The sequence below is a fragment of the Hallella seregens ATCC 51272 genome (assembly GCF_000518545.1).
GTDB lineage: Bacteria > Bacteroidota > Bacteroidia > Bacteroidales > Bacteroidaceae > Prevotella > Prevotella seregens.
The window spans coordinates 105,094-120,743 of the sequence record NZ_JADU01000009.1; the positions used below are offsets into that span (position 1 = coordinate 105,094).

General features: G+C 56.8%; 15 protein-coding genes and 2 tRNA genes. 7 read left to right on the forward strand and 10 right to left on the reverse strand.

The window, feature by feature from the left end:
- Nucleotides 1-5: 5 nt before the first annotated feature.
- The 3 genes from htpG to L888_RS0104130 form a co-directional block, all read right to left on the reverse strand.
- Nucleotides 6-2,060 (reverse strand): molecular chaperone HtpG, encoded by a 2,055-nt coding sequence (gene htpG, locus L888_RS0104115; protein WP_027951969.1) that lies wholly within the window; start codon nucleotides 2,058-2,060, stop codon nucleotides 6-8.
- A 317-nt stretch (nucleotides 2,061-2,377) separates the two neighbouring features.
- Nucleotides 2,378-2,743, reverse strand: a complete 366-nt coding sequence (locus tag L888_RS0104125) for a hypothetical protein (protein WP_005847675.1) — start codon at nucleotides 2,741-2,743, stop codon at nucleotides 2,378-2,380.
- A gap of 4 nt (nucleotides 2,744-2,747) precedes the next feature.
- Complete coding sequence (locus tag L888_RS0104130) at nucleotides 2,748-4,202, reverse strand: aminoacyl-histidine dipeptidase (RefSeq protein WP_027951970.1); 1,455 nt, start codon at nucleotides 4,200-4,202, stop codon at nucleotides 2,748-2,750.
- Between the two features lie 142 nt (nucleotides 4,203-4,344).
- On the opposite strand from L888_RS0104130, the gene L888_RS0104135 reads away from it, so the two are divergent.
- From L888_RS0104135 to L888_RS0104165, 6 genes are all read left to right on the forward strand, one after another.
- Nucleotides 4,345-4,539, forward strand: coding sequence for a hypothetical protein (locus tag L888_RS0104135; RefSeq protein ID WP_015310497.1), 195 nt, complete (start codon nucleotides 4,345-4,347; stop codon nucleotides 4,537-4,539).
- A gap of 46 nt (nucleotides 4,540-4,585) precedes the next feature.
- On the forward strand, nucleotides 4,586-5,200 hold the full coding sequence (locus tag L888_RS0104140) for an OmpH family outer membrane protein (protein WP_027951971.1): 615 nt from the start codon (nucleotides 4,586-4,588) through the stop codon (nucleotides 5,198-5,200).
- A gap of 88 nt (nucleotides 5,201-5,288) precedes the next feature.
- Nucleotides 5,289-5,362, forward strand: a tRNA-Arg gene (locus L888_RS0104145).
- A 31-nt stretch (nucleotides 5,363-5,393) separates the two neighbouring features.
- Nucleotides 5,394-5,470 (forward strand) — tRNA-Arg (locus L888_RS0104150).
- 579 nt (nucleotides 5,471-6,049) lie between these two features.
- Nucleotides 6,050-6,331, forward strand: a complete 282-nt coding sequence (locus L888_RS0104155) for an HU family DNA-binding protein (RefSeq protein ID WP_005847681.1) — start codon at nucleotides 6,050-6,052, stop codon at nucleotides 6,329-6,331.
- Nucleotides 6,332-6,565: 234 nt separating this feature from the next.
- Nucleotides 6,566-8,140, forward strand: a complete 1,575-nt coding sequence (locus L888_RS0104165) for an Rne/Rng family ribonuclease (RefSeq protein WP_005847684.1) — start codon at nucleotides 6,566-6,568, stop codon at nucleotides 8,138-8,140.
- A gap of 47 nt (nucleotides 8,141-8,187) precedes the next feature.
- Here the strand turns inward: L888_RS0104165 and L888_RS13360 are convergent, their stop codons facing one another.
- From L888_RS13360 to rpsF, 5 genes are all read right to left on the reverse strand, one after another.
- Nucleotides 8,188-10,338 (reverse strand): alpha-amylase family glycosyl hydrolase, encoded by a 2,151-nt coding sequence (locus tag L888_RS13360; protein ID WP_075261836.1) that lies wholly within the window; start codon nucleotides 10,336-10,338, stop codon nucleotides 8,188-8,190.
- Between the two features lie 103 nt (nucleotides 10,339-10,441).
- A complete protein-coding gene (fabD, locus tag L888_RS0104175) occupies nucleotides 10,442-11,329 on the reverse strand; it encodes an ACP S-malonyltransferase (protein ID WP_027951972.1) in 888 nt (295 codons plus the stop codon).
- Nucleotides 11,330-11,492: 163 nt separating this feature from the next.
- On the reverse strand, nucleotides 11,493-12,023 hold the full coding sequence (gene rplI / locus L888_RS0104180) for a 50S ribosomal protein L9 (RefSeq protein WP_005847688.1): 531 nt from the start codon (nucleotides 12,021-12,023) through the stop codon (nucleotides 11,493-11,495).
- A gap of 17 nt (nucleotides 12,024-12,040) precedes the next feature.
- Nucleotides 12,041-12,313, reverse strand: a complete 273-nt coding sequence (gene rpsR / locus L888_RS0104185) for a 30S ribosomal protein S18 (protein WP_005847690.1) — start codon at nucleotides 12,311-12,313, stop codon at nucleotides 12,041-12,043.
- A 2-nt stretch (nucleotides 12,314-12,315) separates the two neighbouring features.
- Nucleotides 12,316-12,660, reverse strand: coding sequence for a 30S ribosomal protein S6 (rpsF, locus tag L888_RS0104190; RefSeq protein ID WP_005847691.1), 345 nt, complete (start codon nucleotides 12,658-12,660; stop codon nucleotides 12,316-12,318).
- A 156-nt stretch (nucleotides 12,661-12,816) separates the two neighbouring features.
- Between rpsF and L888_RS0104195 the strand changes: the two genes are divergently transcribed.
- A complete protein-coding gene (locus L888_RS0104195) occupies nucleotides 12,817-13,047 on the forward strand; it encodes a hypothetical protein (protein WP_027951973.1) in 231 nt (76 codons plus the stop codon).
- A 54-nt stretch (nucleotides 13,048-13,101) separates the two neighbouring features.
- Here L888_RS0104195 and rprY read toward each other — a convergent pair whose 3' ends face one another.
- A complete protein-coding gene (gene rprY, locus L888_RS0104200) occupies nucleotides 13,102-13,800 on the reverse strand; it encodes a response regulator transcription factor RprY (protein WP_005847695.1) in 699 nt (232 codons plus the stop codon).
- Nucleotides 13,801-13,888: 88 nt separating this feature from the next.
- Nucleotides 13,889-15,454 carry a sensor histidine kinase gene (locus L888_RS0104205; RefSeq protein ID WP_015310496.1) on the reverse strand — a complete coding sequence of 522 codons (1,566 nt, stop codon included), beginning with the start codon at nucleotides 15,452-15,454 and terminating at the stop codon, nucleotides 13,889-13,891.
- Between the last annotated feature and the right edge of the window lie 196 nt (nucleotides 15,455-15,650).

Here is a 15,650-nt window from a genome sequence, read left to right on the forward strand (position 1 = left end):
AGACATTACTTGATGAGTTCGATGCTGCGCTTGAGGAACTTGTCGAGTGCCTCTCCCTTGAGCATTCCATTCTGGAGCAGGGCCAGATCGATGAGCTGGTGCACGACGCGGTTGCCGGCAGCACAGTCGGAAAGTATCTGTTTCCGCTTGTCGCGCTGCTCGCTCACCGCCTTTTCGGTGTTCTGCACATCGTCCTTTTCTTCCTGCGTCAGCTCCTCGGGCTTCTTGCCGTCCTGGCTCTGATGCAGGGCAGCCAGGCGTGCCTGCAATCCCTTGAGCTCGCTGTCGACCGGCTTCAGAGCCTCTGCCGTGCCGGCGTTCACCTCGTCGAGCACCTGCTTGACCAGCGCATGATCGGCATTGAGCACCACGGTATAGCTGTCGGGCATCTGGCCATAGAAGCTCATTCCCGGCTGGAAATGGCTCATTTCCTTCATACGGCGCATGTACTCGCTCTGGGTAATGACAACGGGCATGCCCATCTCTCCCAGCGACTCCACATCGACATTGAACATCGCCTTGTCCATTTTGGGCATCTGAGAGCTGAATACGGCTGACAGATTGTCACGGTCGGCCTCGGCCACGGCACCCTTTTTGGCATCGTCTTTCACGATGAGCCGGTCGATGATGTCGGCGTCCACGCGGGTGAACCGACTCTTCTCGAGCTTCTGTTCGAGCATGCTCACCATCGGCACATCGAGCTGGCCATCGAGCCAGAGCACGCTGTAGCCCTTGCTCTGGGCACTGGCCACGTAGGCGTACTGCTCTTCCTTGTTGGTGGCGTAGAGGTAAACGAGGTTGCCGTCCTTGTCGGTTTGCGCGTCCTTGATGAGGGTTTTGTACTCCTCGAAAGTGAAATGCTTGCCGTCCACGTCCTTGAACAGGGCGAAGTCCTTGGCGCGCTCGTAGAAGTCTTCCTGCGAGAGCATGCCGTAATTGATGAACAGACGCAGGTCGTCCCACTTCTTCTCGTAGTCCTGTCGGTCGGTTTTGAAGATCTGTTGCAGCCGGTCGGCCACCTTCTTGGTGATGTAGGTCGAGATCTTTTTCACGTTGGCATCGCTCTGCAGATAGCTGCGACTCACGTTCAACGGGATGTCGGGCGAGTCGATGACACCGTGGAGCAGCGTCAGGAAATCGGGCACGATGCCCTCCACCTGGTCGGTGACGAACACCTGATTGCAGTAGAGCTGAATCTTGTTGCGCTGCAATTCGAGATTGTTCTGCACGCGCGGGAAATAGAGAATGCCCGTGAGATGGAACGGGAAGTCCACGTTGAGGTGAATCCAGAACAGCGGTTCGTCCTGCATGGGATAGAGCGTGCGGTAGAAGTTCTTGTAGTCCTCATCCTTCAGTGAAGCGGGTGCCTTGGTCCAGAGCGGCTCCACATGGTTGATGATGTTGTCCTCGTCGGTGTCCACTTGCTTGCCGTCTTTCCACTCGGTCTTCTTGCCGAAGGCCACGGGCACGGCCATGAACTTGCAGTATTTGTTGAGCAATGCCTCGATGCGGGCCTTGTCGAGGAACTCCTTGCAGTCGTCGGCGATGTGGAGCACGATGTCTGTACCGCGGTCGGTCTTGTCGGCATCCTCGATCGTGAACGAGGGCGAGCCGTCGCAACTCCAGCGCACGGGCTGTGCGTCCTCCCGGTAAGAGCGGGTGACAATGTCCACCCGGTCGGCCACCATGAAGCTGGAATAGAAACCCAATCCGAAGTGACCGATGATGGCATTGGCCTCGTCCTTGTACTTGTCGAGGAAGTCGGTGACGCCCGAGAAGGCTATCTGATTGATGTATTTGTCGATTTCTTCGGCCGTCATGCCCAGTCCGTGGTCGCTGATGGTGAGCGTCTTGGCCTCCGGATCGAGGGCGATGCGGATGGTCTCGTCGCCCACTTCGCCCTTGAAGTCGCCCTTTTGGGCCAGGGTGCGCAGCTTCTGTGTGGCATCGACGGCATTGGAAACCATCTCGCGAAGAAAGATTTCATGGTCTGAGTAGAGGAACTTTTTGATGACGGGGAAGATGTTCTCCGTGGTAACCCCGATATTTCCTTTTTTCATCGTTAATGATTTATTGTATTCAGTTACATGGGCTGACTTTGCAAAAAATGTGCCAAGCCGCGGTCGCGTGCACGGCCGCCCCGCCCGCATTCAAAGTTTTTTTGAAGATTTACCGAATTCTTGACACGGCGCGTTGAAATAATCTTTATATTTGCAACATAGATTCATTTCAATAGGTTAAGGTTAGTTTTTTAAAAGGTTAAAAGGCCCCAATCCGAGTAGTGATACCGTGGATTGGGGTATTTGTTTGCCCCTTGCGGGCCGTGCAAACGGCCCTTCGGCCCGACATGACCGAAGAGCCATCCACACCGGAAAACTTAATCGTTCTTGAATCCCACGACACCCGTGAGCCCTGCGTCGAGGTAGAAGGTCTGGCGCAGGGTGTCGCCACCCGCCACATAGCGCACGTGGATGAAGTGGAGTTTGGGCGTGGGCGCCACGTAGGCCGCATGGCCGTGGGCACGCAACTGCCCGGCGGCGGCGGCGCGGACGCGCATGACCTGCACCACGGAGTCGGTGACGAAGAACGTGGAGTCCATCTTCGACCACTCCAGCACCTCGGCGTCGGCCAGTCCCATGTCGCGCCCCATGAAGTCGCGAACCAGCCCACGCGCCTGGCGCGACTCGCCGCACCCCACGAGGAGCAGTGCGGCCAGGGCTGCTGCTGCAAACCATCGCATCATGGGCCTACTGTTTTGCAGGAATGTTCTTCAGAATCTCGAGCAGGTGATCCCACACCATCTGCACCGTGGGGATACTGAGACGCTCGTCGGGCGTATGGACGCAGCGCAGCGTGGGCCCGAAGCTCACCATGTCGAGGTGCGGATACTTCTCGGAGAACAAGCCGCACTCCAGTCCGGCATGGATGCCTTTCACCTGCGGCTCCTTGCCGAAGAGCTTGCGGTAGGCGTCCACCGTCACCTTGACGAGCTTGGAGTCGGGGTTCATCTTCCAGGCGGGATAGCCGTCGTTCTGCACCACATCGGCGCCGGCCAACTGGAACACGGCCTTCACGCTGTCGGCCATGTTGCGCAGATTGCTCATCACATTGGAACGCTGACTGGTCACCACGACCACCTCGCCCTCGCTGCTTTGCACGCTGGCCACGTTGCTCGACGTCTCGACCATCGAGGCCAGGGCCTCGTCCTGGCACATGGCCAGCACGCCGTTGTCCATGGCCTGCACGGCGCGGATGAGGCCGACACTCACCGTCTTGGGCATCACGGTCTGGGCTTCGGCGCTTTCCATGTTCCACACCATGTTCTTGTCGGTCACGTGGAACTCGTCTTCCACCTCGCTTGTAAACACGTTCCAGTCGGCCCGCACCTGCTCCTTCCGGTCGGCCGGCACGGCAAACACAATCTTTCCGTCGCGCGGAATGGCGTTGTGCATTTTGCCCGAATTCCACTGTGCCAGGCGCAGGTCGAGCTTCTCCTGCTGCATATAGAGGAAGCGGGCCATGAGCTTGATGGCGTTGGCACGCTTCTTCTCGATGTCGTCGCCCGAGTGGCCGCCGTTGAGTCCCTTGAGCGAGGCCTCGATGAAGAAGTGTCTTTCAGGAGCCTTCTCGCGCTCGAAGCGGAACGTTGCCGTGGTGTTGATGCCGCCGGCACACGACACGAAGATCTGTCCCTCGTCCTCAGAGTCGAGGTTGATGAGGTAGTCGCCCGTCATGAAGCCCGCCTTCATGCCGAAGGCGCCCGTGAGGCCGGTCTCCTCGTCGCGTGTGAACACGCACTCGATGGGGCCGTGCTCCAGGTCGTCGGAGTCGAGCAGGGCCAGCTCGATGGCCACGCCGATACCGTCGTCGGCCCCCAGCGTGGTGCCCTTGGCGTGCAGCCAGTCGCCCTCCACATAGGTCTGGATGGCGTCTTTATGGAAGTCAAAGTCCACGTCGACCAGCTTGTCGCACACCATGTCCATGTGGCTTTGCAGCACGGTGACGGCCCGCTGCTCATAGCCTTTCGAGGCGGGCTTGCGGATGATGACATTGCCCGTCTCGTCGACCAGCGTCTCGAGGCCGCGCTTGCGGCCGAACTCCTTGAGGTATGCTATCATCTGTTCCTCGTGCTTCGAGGGGCGGGGAATCTGGTTGATCCTTGCGAATTGCTCGAAAACACGAGCCGGTTTCAATTCTGCCATAACTTGATGTTTTTAAATTTTATTTTTAAAGGTTTGTCCGTTTTTTCTTTGCACTTTGCGCTTTTTGCACTAACTTTGCAGCGTTCGTGTGTCAGGACGCATGCCCCGACGGCGCGCCCACGACACTGCAAAGTTAATAAAAATGACAGAATCTCTGCTCTGCAGCGTGTTAATAATTGCTATTGCCGTGGCCCTGCTGGCCGTCAAGCTGGTGTTTCGGCGCAACGGCCGCTTCAGCTCCCAACACATCCACGACAGCAAGGCCATGCGCGACCGAGGCATCCACTGCGTGCTCGACCAGGATCGCGAGGCACGCCGCGCCGGCAAGGCCTGCTGAACGCCGCCCCACAGCATGAGAACAAAAGGACAAAACAGATATTGAAATGAACAAGAACCGCATTTTCCGCACAATGGCCGTGGCCGCACTGGCCACCGTGTGCCTGGCATCCTGTGACAAGAGCAAGCCCCAAATGGACGAGAAAGCCGCGCCCGCCGCTGCCGCCACGGCCGCCGGCACCAAGATGGCCTACGTTGAGGTGGACTCCATCATGGTGCAGTACAACTTCTGCAAGGAGTACAGCAAGATACTCCAACAGAAAGGAAACAACATCCAGAAGACCTTGGCCAACAAGCAGCAGCAGCTCCAGGCCGCCGCTGCCAACTTCCAACAGAAGGTGCAGGCCAACGCTTACACCCGCGAGCAGGCCGAGGCCGTGCAGGCCGGACTGCAGAAACAGAACAACGACCTCCAGGCATTGAACCAGCGGCTCAGCTCGGAGTTCCAGGCCGAGACCGACCAATTCAACAAGGCGCTCCACGACTCGCTGCAGCACTACCTGGCCATCTACAACAAGAACAAGAAATATGGTATGATCTTCGCCAAGCAGGGCGACAACGTGCTCTATGCCGACAAGGCCTACGACATCACCAACGAGGTGGTGGCCGGGCTGAACAAGGCCTACAAGGGCAAGGCCGCCGCCGACAAGTCGAAGAAATAAAAAAAGGCGAGTACGGCAAAAAAGACCGGCAAATGTTTGGTTGTTCGGGAAAAACGCCGTACCTTTGCACTCGCTTACAAGGCAGCATGGCTTCGTAGCTCAACTGAATAGAGCATCTGACTACGGATCAGAAGGTTCCGGGTTTGAATCCCAGCGAAGTCACTCCTCCCCCTGCAAGCATCACCAACGGCTTGGCTCCGTAGCTCAACTGAATAGAGCATCTGACTACGGATCAGAAGGTTACAGGTTTGAATCCTGTCGGAGTCACCACAGATAAAGGATGTACAGCGCACGCTATACGTCCTTTTTGTTTTGCCCCCACCCGGTGCAATGACCTCCGTCACCCATTGGAACAATCTCCGCCAACCCTTGGTACGCCCACCACCACTCGGCGCCGTCACCCACCCCACCCTTTCACCGCCGTCCGTTTGCGCCGTCATCGCGTGGCCGTTACGGCATAATCGCGCAGCGTTTGCACCGTCGTCGCGCGGCCATTACGGCGTAACGGCAACGCCGTTGCGCCGCCAAGAAAACACCGCGGCGGCGCAGTGGTGACACGACGAAAAAAGCCGCCGCCCGCCCCCACGCCCCGAGGCCCCGCCGAACACCCACCCGTGCCGCCCGAAGAAACGTGACAAATGGCCCCGCCGGCCAGTCCGCATGCATGCCCCACTCCCCCGGCGGCGGCGGCAAAGACTTGAATATTAGACACTTCGACCAAGAATTTTAACCCATCACACCGAAAAAAACCGAAATAAGTTTCCTTATCACGCGAAAAACCCGTATATTTGCAGACCGCAAAGAAAGCGTAAGTAAAATTAGATAACAATATAAGACACAAGATCAGCTATGACGAAAGCAGATATCATCAGTGAGATTACTGAGCAGACCGGCCTGCAAAAGAAAGAGGTGGCCATCGTAATAGAGAGCTTCATGGAAACCGTGAAGAAGTGCATGCTCGAAAAGAAGGAGAACGTGTACCTGCGTGGCTTCGGCAGCTTCATCATCAAACACCGCGCCGCCAAGACGGCCCGCGACATCGGTAAGAACACCACCATCACCATCGCCGCCCACGACCTGCCGAGCTTTAAGCCGGCCAAGGCTTTCGTGGACGAGATGAAAGGCGAATAATCCCGGCCGCAAACCTCCCGGAAAAAGAACAAACAAATATTATAACCACATTTTAAACATTCAAAGCTATGCCAAACGGAAAGAAGAAGAAGGGCCACAAGATGGCCACGCATAAGCGTAAAAAGAGATTACGTAAGAACCGTCACAAGAGCAAGTAAGCCCGAGAGACCGTTCTGAGGAGGGGGCCCGCCTTTGCGGCGCGCCCCTTTCTTCATTCAAACAAAAGTTTAGGAAATGACAAGCGAAGTAGTAATCGATGTAAAACCCAAGGAGATTTCCATTGCCCTCTTGGAAGACAAGCGGCTGGTGGAATACCAGAACGAGCCGCGATCGGCCAACTTCTCCGTGGGAAACATCTACATTGCCAAGGTGAAAAAGCTCATGCCGGGCCTGAACGCCTGCTTTGTAGACGTGGGTTATGAACGTGACGCTTTCTTGCATTACCTTGACTTGGGAAGTCAATTCAATTCTTACGCAAAGTATCTGAAGCAGGTACAGAGCGACCGCAAGAAGCTCTACCCCTTTGCCAAAGCCAGCCGACTGCCCGACCTGAAAAAGGACGGCAGCGTGCAAACCACCCTGACCGTGGGCCAGGAGGTGCTGGTGCAGGTGGTGAAGGAACCCATCTCCACCAAGGGGCCACGCCTCACGGGAGAGCTGAGCTTCGCCGGACGCTTCCTTGTCCTTATGCCCTTTGGCGATAAGGTATCGGTATCTACCAAGATCAAAAGCGGAGAAGAGAGAGCCCGCCTCAAGCAACTCATCCACAGCATCAAGCCCAAAAACTGCGGCGTCATCGTGCGCACCGTGGCCGAAGGCAAGCGTGTGGCTGAGCTCGATGCCGAGCTGAAGATACTCAACAAGCGGTGGGAAGACGCCATCGCCAAGGTTCAGAAGACACAGAGCCGCCCGCAACTCGTGTACGAAGAGACCGGCAGGGCAGTGGCCTTGCTGCGCGACCTCTTCAACCCCAGCTACGAAAACATCTTCGTGAACGACGAAGACGTGTTCAAGGAAGTAAAGGATTACGTGGGCCTCATCGCCCCAGAGAAGGTGCGAATCGTCAAGCCTTACACGGGAAAAGTGCCCATCTTCGACAACTTCAGCATCACCAAGCAGATTAAGTCGAGCTTCGGAAAGACGGTGAACTACGCCCACGGGGCCTACCTCATCATCGAGCACACCGAAGCCATGCACGTTGTGGATGTGAACAGCGGCAACCGCTCCAAAAACGAAAAGGGACAGGAGGGAACGGCACTCGACACCAATCTGGGTGCCGCCGACGAACTGGCCCGACAACTCAGACTGCGAGATATGGGAGGAATCATCGTAGTGGACTTCATTGACATGAACCTGGCAGAAGACCGCCAGATGCTCTACGAACGCATGTGCAAGGCCATGCAGAAAGACAGGGCACGGCACAACATCCTGCCTCTGAGCAAGTTCGGACTGATGCAGATTACCCGTCAACGCGTGCGCCCGGCCATGGACGTGAACGTGGAGGAGACCTGCCCCACCTGTAACGGCAGCGGAAAAATCAAATCGAGCATTCTCTTCACCGACCAACTGGAAGGAAAGATTGACCAACTTGTCAACAAGATTGGCGTCAGAAAGTTCTATCTGCACGTCCATCCCTATGTGGCCGCCTACATCAACCAGGGCTTTATCAGCCTGAAACGCAGGTGGCAGAAGAAATACGGACTGGGCGTGCACATCGTTCCGTCGCAGAAACTCGCTTTCTTGCAATACGAATTTTACGATTCCAAGGGCGAATTTCTGGACATGAAAGAAGAAATCGAAATCAAGTGAGGCTCCTCCGGGAGCCTCACTTTTTTGTTGCCCGTAGGGCCGCGGGCCTACGGGTGCACCTTGAAGCGCACGCGGAAGGTCATCGTCGGCTGGTCCCAGTTGGTGCCGAGCAGCTCGAAGCGGCCTATCTGGGCCGTGGAACGCACGTGCTTGCCGATGCAGGGGCACACGTCGAAGTCGCCGATGCGCACCAGCCGGATGGTGTCTGAGCTGTCCTTGGGCAGCCGGTCGAGGCTCACGCCCTCGGGCAGGTTGTGGCGGTCGACGTAGTCGAAAGTCACGGGCAGGTCGTCGTCGATGAGCGCATTCATCTGCTCCTCGATGGCTTTCTCCTCCTTGCGCGTGGGCTTGCGGTCGAGCACGAAGCTCATCTTGCTCTTCTTGCGCTCAATGTGGGCGTTGGCCGACCGGCCGCAACCGAACATGCGCATCATCACCTGGTTGAGCAGGTGCTCGGCCGTGTGGGCCGGCGGGAACTCGTCCTTGGCATGCACGTTGAGCACATAGGGATTTTCGTCCATACTGATACTGAATTTATAAATACGGCCGTCGTAGGGCCTGATGTCCATATCCACGGTGCCGTCGCGCTGCAGGGCGATGGGCATCTCCTGACCGGTCAGCAGGTCGATGGCCGTCACCCCGCGCTCGGGCATGTGCAGGAAGTCGAAGGCATGGCCGGGAATCACCACACCGGCGTGCACGCGCTCGCCGGAGAAGTTGACCACGATGAGCAACACCTCGTCGCCATGCTTGCGCAGGAAAGCAAACTGGTGGCGGGGGTTGAACTTCCACGTCTGCGGGTTGACATACATCAGGTCGAAAAACTTGCCCTCGCGCACGGCCGCCTCGCGGTTGGCCAGGTGCAATATCTGCTGGTAACGCAGCTGCAGGCACTTCTCTGCCGGGTCGAGGCGCTGCCGGTCGAAGTAGCCACGGTAGAGCTTTTCGAGCTGCCAGTAGTCGAAGATGGTGGTGCGGCCGTCGCGTCCGGAGAATCCTTCCTCGTCCATGCCGCGCTCGCCCAGCTCCTGACCGGCGTAGACCATGAAGGGATTCTGCTGCAACATGGCCAGCAGGATGACGCCGGGCAGGGCCCGGTTGGCGTCGCCGCAGAAAGCATCGCTGGCAATGCGCTGCTCGTCGTGGTTCTCGAGGAAGTAAAGCATGTGGTCCTTGATGTCGTCAACGCTCTGCCAGCAATAGGTGATGCTGCTGGCGGGACGGTGGCCGCAGATGACGTCGCGCACGCAGTCGTACATGCCCACCTTGTCGTAGAGGTAGTCGAACCCGGCCTGGATGTAGGTGCGGTACTGGGCCGTGTCGTACACCTCGCCGATGAAGTCGACGTGGGGATGACGCAGTTTCACAATGCGGGTGGCATAAGCCCAGAACTGCGAAGGCACCATCTCAGCCATGTCGCAGCGAAAAGCGTCGATGCCCTTCGACGCCCAGAAGAGCAAAATGTCGGTCATTTTGCTCCAAGTGCCGGGTACGGGGTCGTAGTGGAAGCTGCGACCGCCGGCATCGCAATAGTCCACGCCGTAGTTGAGCTTCACTGTCTCGTACCAGTCGTTCACACCGGGATGGTTGTCGAACCGGTCGTTGCCCGTGCAGCGGGCGGGCATCTCCACGTAGGGCTCCTCGCCCTCGGCCGGCCCCACGGGCAACACGAACGGCTGGCCGGGACAATAGTAGAAATTGTTCCGGGGCGAGAAGTGCATGTCGGTGCGGTCGTCCTGACCCAGGTCGCGCACGCCGGCAGGGCGTGCAATGGAGTGGTATTCGCGGGCCACGTGGTTGGGCACAAAGTCGATGATGACCTTCATGTCGGCCTCATGGGTGCGCTGCACCAGGGCCTCGAATTCGGCCATACGGCTGGGCACGTCGACGGCCAGGTCGGGGTCGATGTCGTAATAATCGGTGATGGCATAGGGCGAACCGGCCTTGCCTTTCGTCACCGAGGCGTGCTGCCGGGGAATGCCGTAGCAGGAATAGTCGGTGGTGGTGGCGTGACGGATGACGCCAGTGTACCAGACATGGGTGAATCCCATGCCCCGGATGCGGCGCAGACGCACCGCATCGAAATCGTTCATCTTGCCCACGCCGTTCTCGAGAAGCGTGCCGTTCTTCTTCCGGGTGCTGTTCGGGTTGCCAAAGAGGCGTGGGAGAACCTGATAAATAAATAGTTTACTGTTCATGATGCGTCGGTGCGCAACGTGTTTAGCAGATGTCTTGGTGTAAAAAGGGACGGCACCGGCCACGCGTCGGGCCGGTGCCGTCTCTCGGTGTAGGGGTCTGTTTTCAGGCAATGCCGCGGGCGACCACTGTCTTGTCGATGCGGGCAATCATGCCCTGCAGAGCTTTGCCGGGGCCGCACTCGGTGAAATCGTCGGCACCGTCGGCAATCATGTTCTGCACGCTGGACGTCCAACGCACGGAACTGGTGAGCTGCGCGATGAGGTTCTGCTTGATTTCGGCGGCATCAGTGTGGGGCTTGCCGTCCACGTTCTGGTAGACGGGGCACTTGGGTGCGGCGATGGCCGTCTGCTCGATGGCAGCCTGCAGCTCGTCCTTGGCGGGCTGCATAAGCGGCGAGTGGAACGCACCGCCCACCTTGAGCGGCAGGGCACGCTTGGCGCCGGCGGCCTTCAGCTTGTCGCAAGCCTCGAGAATGCCGGCCTCGTCGCCCGAGATGACGAGCTGCCCGGGGCAGTTGTAGTTGGCGGCCACCACCACCTTGCCAGTGGCGCTGACCTCGGCACATATCTCCTCCACCTTGTCGTCGGCCACGCCGATGATGGCGGCCATGGTGCCGGGATTGGCCTCACAGGCTTTCTGCATGGCGTTGGCACGGGCGGCCACAAGGCGCAGACCGTCCTCAAAGCTCAGTGCACCGGCAGCCACGAGGGCCGAGAACTCGCCCAGCGAGTGGCCGGCCACCATGTCGGGAGCAAAGGCGTCGCCCATGCAAAGCGCCGAGATGACGCTGTGAAGAAACACGGCCGGCTGGGTGACGCGCGTCTCCTTGAGCTGGTCGTCGGTGCCGGAAAACATAATGTCGGTTATCTTGAAGCCGAGAATCTCATCGGCCTTGTCGAACAGTTCCTTGGCCAACGCATTGTTATCGTAGAGGTCCTTGCCCATTCCTACGAACTGCGAGCCCTGTCCGGGGAATACAAATGCTTTCATGTTTTGTTCTGATTGAGTTTGAATAATCTACCTGCAAAGGTACGAAAAAAAAGGCATTTTCGCACCAACGCCATGTAGGAATTACAAGAAAAAATCCCTGTCACCGGCATGGTGGCAGGGATTTGTATGTAGATATGCTTTGCAGTGCGCAATCGGGCCCTGCCTATTCGGCTGCGGGTGCCTCCTCCTCGGCCACGGGAGCCTCGGGGGCAACCTCTGCGGGAGCCTCCTCGACGGGGGCGGGCACAGGGGCGTTCTCGGCAACAACCTTCACGGGCACGCGCACCTCAACCTCCTTGTGGAAGTGAACCACGGCCTCGAAATCGCCCAGCTTGCGGGCATCGCGCATGGTGACAATCTTGCGGTCAACCTCAATGCCGCGCTTGGCCAGCTCCTCGGCCACGGTAGCTGCATTGACCGAGCCATAGAGATGGCCGGTGGCTGCCACCTTGGCGCTGATCTCCAGAGCTACGTCTTTCAGAGCCTCGGCACGCTTCTCGGCCTCGGCCTTCAGGGCGGCGAGCTTGCCGGCCTGCTGACGCAGGTTCTCGGCGAGCACCTTCTTGGCACTCTCGGAGGCAATGACGCCCTTGCCCGTGGGGATGAGATAGTTACGGCCGTAGCCGCTCTTCACGTTCACAATGTCGTTCTTATATCCAAGACCGATAATATCTTCTTTCAGTATAATCTCCATATCTTAGCCTCCTTGTCTTACTTCATCATGTCGGTTACGTATGGAAGCAGTGCAATCTGACGTGCACGCTTGATGGCCTGGGCCACACGACGCTGGTATTTTAGCGAGGTGCCGGTGATGCGGCGCGGAAGGATCTTGCCCTGTTCGTTGAGGAACTTCTTCAGGAACTCGGGATCCTTGTAGTCGATATACTTGATGCCGCTCTTCTTGAAACGGCAGTACTTCTTCTTCTTGGTGTCGATAGAAGGAGCGTTCAAATAACGGATTTCTGATTTCTTCTGCTCTGCCATAATTATGCCTCCACTTTAGCTGCCCACTTTGCACGACGCTTCTCTGCATAAGCAATGGAGAACTTGTCGAGCTTCACGGTCATGAAACGAATCACTTTCTCGTCACGGCGATAGCCTGTCTCAAGTGTGTCAACTACCGACGGCTCTGCCTTGAACTGCAACAGGCAGTAGAAGCCGGTCGATTTCTTCTCGATGGCATAAGCCATCTTCTTCAGTCCCCAGGCCTCTTCATTCAGGATTTCAGCACCCTTGTCGGTGAGCAGTTTCTTGAATTTAGCGACCGTTTCCTTCATCTGTTCATCAGACAAAACGGGAGTCAAAATGAAAACGGTTTCGTATTGATTCATACTAAACTTGTAATGAAATAAATGTTATTGTGCAAAATGCGGGTGCAAAGGTACCAATAATCGGCGAGACAAAAGGCCGTAGACGCATTGTTTTTTCGCTTTTTAACATAAATTGCGAGCTTTAGACTCCCTTTTATTCGTACTTTTGCAGCCGCAATGAAGAAGATGCAGACCATACGCAGGGGCTGGGCCGCCGCCCGCTCATGGGTCCGCAGACACAGACGCCTGTGGGGGCTGCCGCTGGTGTATGCAGGGGTGGCGCTCATCGCTGTGAGCTATGCGGCGGGACTCACCAACTACAACCTGTGCCTCTTTGTTCCGGTGGCGCTCATTGCCGCCGGCATTGCGGGCTACGTGCAGCACGAAAAACACGGGGGCAGCTACTGAACGGTAGCTGTCCCCGTGGCATAGAGGCCTCGGCGAGACCTGTTCTCATGACTCTTAGTCCTCGTCGGGCACGATGAGTTTGTAGCCCTGGCCGTGAATGTTGATGATTTCCACCTGGTCGTCGTCTTTCAGATGCTTGCGCAGCTTGGTGATATATACGTCCATGGAACGGGCGTTGAAGTAGTTGTCGTCGATCCAGATGGTGCGCAAGGCATCATTGCGCTTGAGTATCTCGTTGGCATGCGAGCAGAGCAGGGCCAGCAGTTCGTTCTCCTTAGTGGTGAGCTTGGTCTGCTTGTCGGCAATGGTGAGCAACTGTTTCTGGGTGTCGAAAGTGTAGCGGCCAATCTTGTAGCGCGTGCTCTCCTTGTTCTTTTTGCCGCGCACCCGACGCAGGATGGCCTCCACACGCTTCACCAGTTCCTCCATGGAGAAAGGCTTGGTGATGTAGTCGTCGGCTCCTTTGTCGAATCCCTCAAGCACGTCTTCTTTCTGCACGCGGGCCGTGAGGAAGATGATGGGCACCTGCGAATTGATTTGCCGGATGTCCTGGGCCAGTGAGAAGCCGTCTTTCTTGGGCATCATCACGTCAAGGATGCAGATGTCGAACTTGTCCTTGGTAAACTCCCGGTAGCCCGCTTCGCCGTCGGGGCAGAGCACGGCATCGTAGCCTTTGGCGATCAGATACTCGCAAAGCAGCGTTCCCAGGTTCTCGTCGTCCTCGCAAAGCAGGACTTTAATTCTCTCGTCCATAGTCTTATACTTTTAAAATGAATGATTCTTTTGTCTGCCATCGGAACCCGGAGGCACCGCGCAGGGGCCGGAGCCGTGGCGCCGCGGCCTATTCGTCCTTGATGACGGGCAGCTTGATGGTGAACGTGGTGCCATTGCCATACTCGCTGTCCACACGGATGTCGCCATCATGCAAGACGACCACGTTGCGCACGTAGGCTAGTCCAAGGCCGAATCCTTTCACGTCGTGCACGTTGCCGGTATGCACCCGATAGAACTTGTCGAAGATTTTTTTCAAGTTCTCTTTCTTCATGCCCATGCCGGTATCGCGTACCGAAAGGTAGAGATTTTGGTCGTCGTTCCACGTCCTGAGGTAGACATTGAGCGGCTCCTCGGGCTTGCGGTACTTCACGGCATTGTCCATCAGGTTGAAGATCACGTTCTGAAAGTGCACCTCATCCACGTAGATGCCCGACTCGACAGCCTCCACCTCGACATAGATTTTGCCTCCGGTGTGCTCCACCCGGAGGCTGAAGGAGTTGGCAATCGTCTCTACCATCTCGTTCAAGTCGAGGTGTTTCTTCTTGAACGAGGCTTTCTTACGGTCGAACATCGACATCTGAAGTACTTTCTCCACGAGGAAGCGCAGCCGCTTGGTCTCGTCGGTCACCACTCCGGTGAGGTGCTTCATCATCTTGTCGCTCTTGGTCACGGAGTCGTCGTTAAGCATTTGGGCAGCCAGGGAGATGCTGGCAATGGGTGTCTTCAGCTCGTGGGTCATGTTGTTGATGAAGTCGTTTTTGATCTCGCTGTACCGCTTCTGGCGGAAGATGACCATGATGGTGAAGATGAACGTAATCAGCAAAATGAACGTGAACACCACGCTGGGTATCATAAACCGCACGCTGGAGAAGATGTAACTGTCGATGTCGGGGAAATGGACTTTCACCACACCCATCTTTGATGAGGGGTCGTTGCGGAAGAGTACCTGCGTGTAAGTGTACCTGACGCCCTCGTCAGTGTAGTCAGGACAGCGGTACACCTCGCGGCCGTCCTGCGTGCACACGGTGAAGTGGTAAGGGATGTTGATGCCGTTGTTCATCAGTTCGGCCTTGAGATCCTGGTCGAGAATCTTGAAGTTGACCCGCTCTTTCAGCGGCTTTTCCGAGGCCGAATAGAGCATGTTCATCACCACTTCGTCGAGCAAAGCCTTCTGATAGACATAGCGGTTCTTCACGATTTCCTGCAACGATTTACTGGCTGCGGCGGCCGAATTCTTGTCTGTTCGCAAAATCATTGCCTTAGGCATGCTGCCCGGACGGGTGGCCAGCGTCTTCAGCTCGAACGAAGAATACACCGTGCCGTCCCTGCCGGCCACGGAATATTGATGGGAGTATTGCACCGTACCATCGTTGGGTTGCCCCGACCGGGTGCCCACGCTGTCCTTGCGGTAGGCCCTGCGCTCAGTCTCGTTGACATCCTTTTCCAGATAGCGGAGGGTCTCGTTGAGCTCCAAATTGCGCGAGGCCTGATAGAGAGCGCGGTTTACACTCTCGTCGAACTGCTCCTTCTTCATGTTGGCCATCTCCTGAATATAGGTCAGCTGGAGGCCAAGCAGGATGACGAAGGACAGCCCCATGACAATGGCAATCGTCCAAATGGTCTTCTTCTTCATGCGGACAAAGATAGGCAAAAACTTAATTGCTTAACATTCAACTGTTAATTCTTTCGCCCAAATTCAATGATTTTAACTAATCAAAAGGCCATTGATGCCCTATAAACAACCAAGTCCCCGCCTTTCCATGACGGAAAGACGGGGACTTTCAATTGGGAGCGTCGTGCCTCCGGGAGATTTCGGCTCAAGCCTTTTC

Bases quoted from the DNA above. Each gene is read 5' to 3' on its own strand.
- L888_RS0104125 (WP_005847675.1), bottom strand. From the start codon at position 2,743: ATGATGCGATGGTTTGCAGCAGCAGCCCTGGCCGCACTGCTCCTCGTG.
- L888_RS0104135 (WP_015310497.1), top strand. From the start codon at position 4,345: ATGACAGAATCTCTGCTCTGCAGCGTGTTAATAATTGCTATTGCCGTG.
- rpsF (WP_005847691.1), bottom strand. From the start codon at position 12,660: ATGAATCAATACGAAACCGTTTTCATTTTGACTCCCGTTTTGTCTGAT.
- rprY (WP_005847695.1), bottom strand. From the start codon at position 13,800: ATGGACGAGAGAATTAAAGTCCTGCTTTGCGAGGACGACGAGAACCTG.
- L888_RS13360 (WP_075261836.1), bottom strand. From the start codon at position 10,338: ATGAACAGTAAACTATTTATTTATCAGGTTCTCCCACGCCTCTTTGGC.
- htpG (WP_027951969.1), bottom strand. From the start codon at position 2,060: ATGAAAAAAGGAAATATCGGGGTTACCACGGAGAACATCTTCCCCGTC.
- L888_RS0104205 (WP_015310496.1), bottom strand. From the start codon at position 15,454: ATGAAGAAGAAGACCATTTGGACGATTGCCATTGTCATGGGGCTGTCC.
- L888_RS0104130 (WP_027951970.1), bottom strand. From the start codon at position 4,202: ATGGCAGAATTGAAACCGGCTCGTGTTTTCGAGCAATTCGCAAGGATC.
- L888_RS0104155 (WP_005847681.1), top strand. From the start codon at position 6,050: ATGACGAAAGCAGATATCATCAGTGAGATTACTGAGCAGACCGGCCTG.
- rplI (WP_005847688.1), bottom strand. From the start codon at position 12,023: ATGGAGATTATACTGAAAGAAGATATTATCGGTCTTGGATATAAGAAC.
- fabD (WP_027951972.1), bottom strand. From the start codon at position 11,329: ATGAAAGCATTTGTATTCCCCGGACAGGGCTCGCAGTTCGTAGGAATG.
- L888_RS0104165 (WP_005847684.1), top strand. From the start codon at position 6,566: ATGACAAGCGAAGTAGTAATCGATGTAAAACCCAAGGAGATTTCCATT.
- L888_RS0104195 (WP_027951973.1), top strand. From the start codon at position 12,817: ATGAAGAAGATGCAGACCATACGCAGGGGCTGGGCCGCCGCCCGCTCA.
- rpsR (WP_005847690.1), bottom strand. From the start codon at position 12,313: ATGGCAGAGCAGAAGAAATCAGAAATCCGTTATTTGAACGCTCCTTCT.
- L888_RS0104140 (WP_027951971.1), top strand. From the start codon at position 4,586: ATGAACAAGAACCGCATTTTCCGCACAATGGCCGTGGCCGCACTGGCC.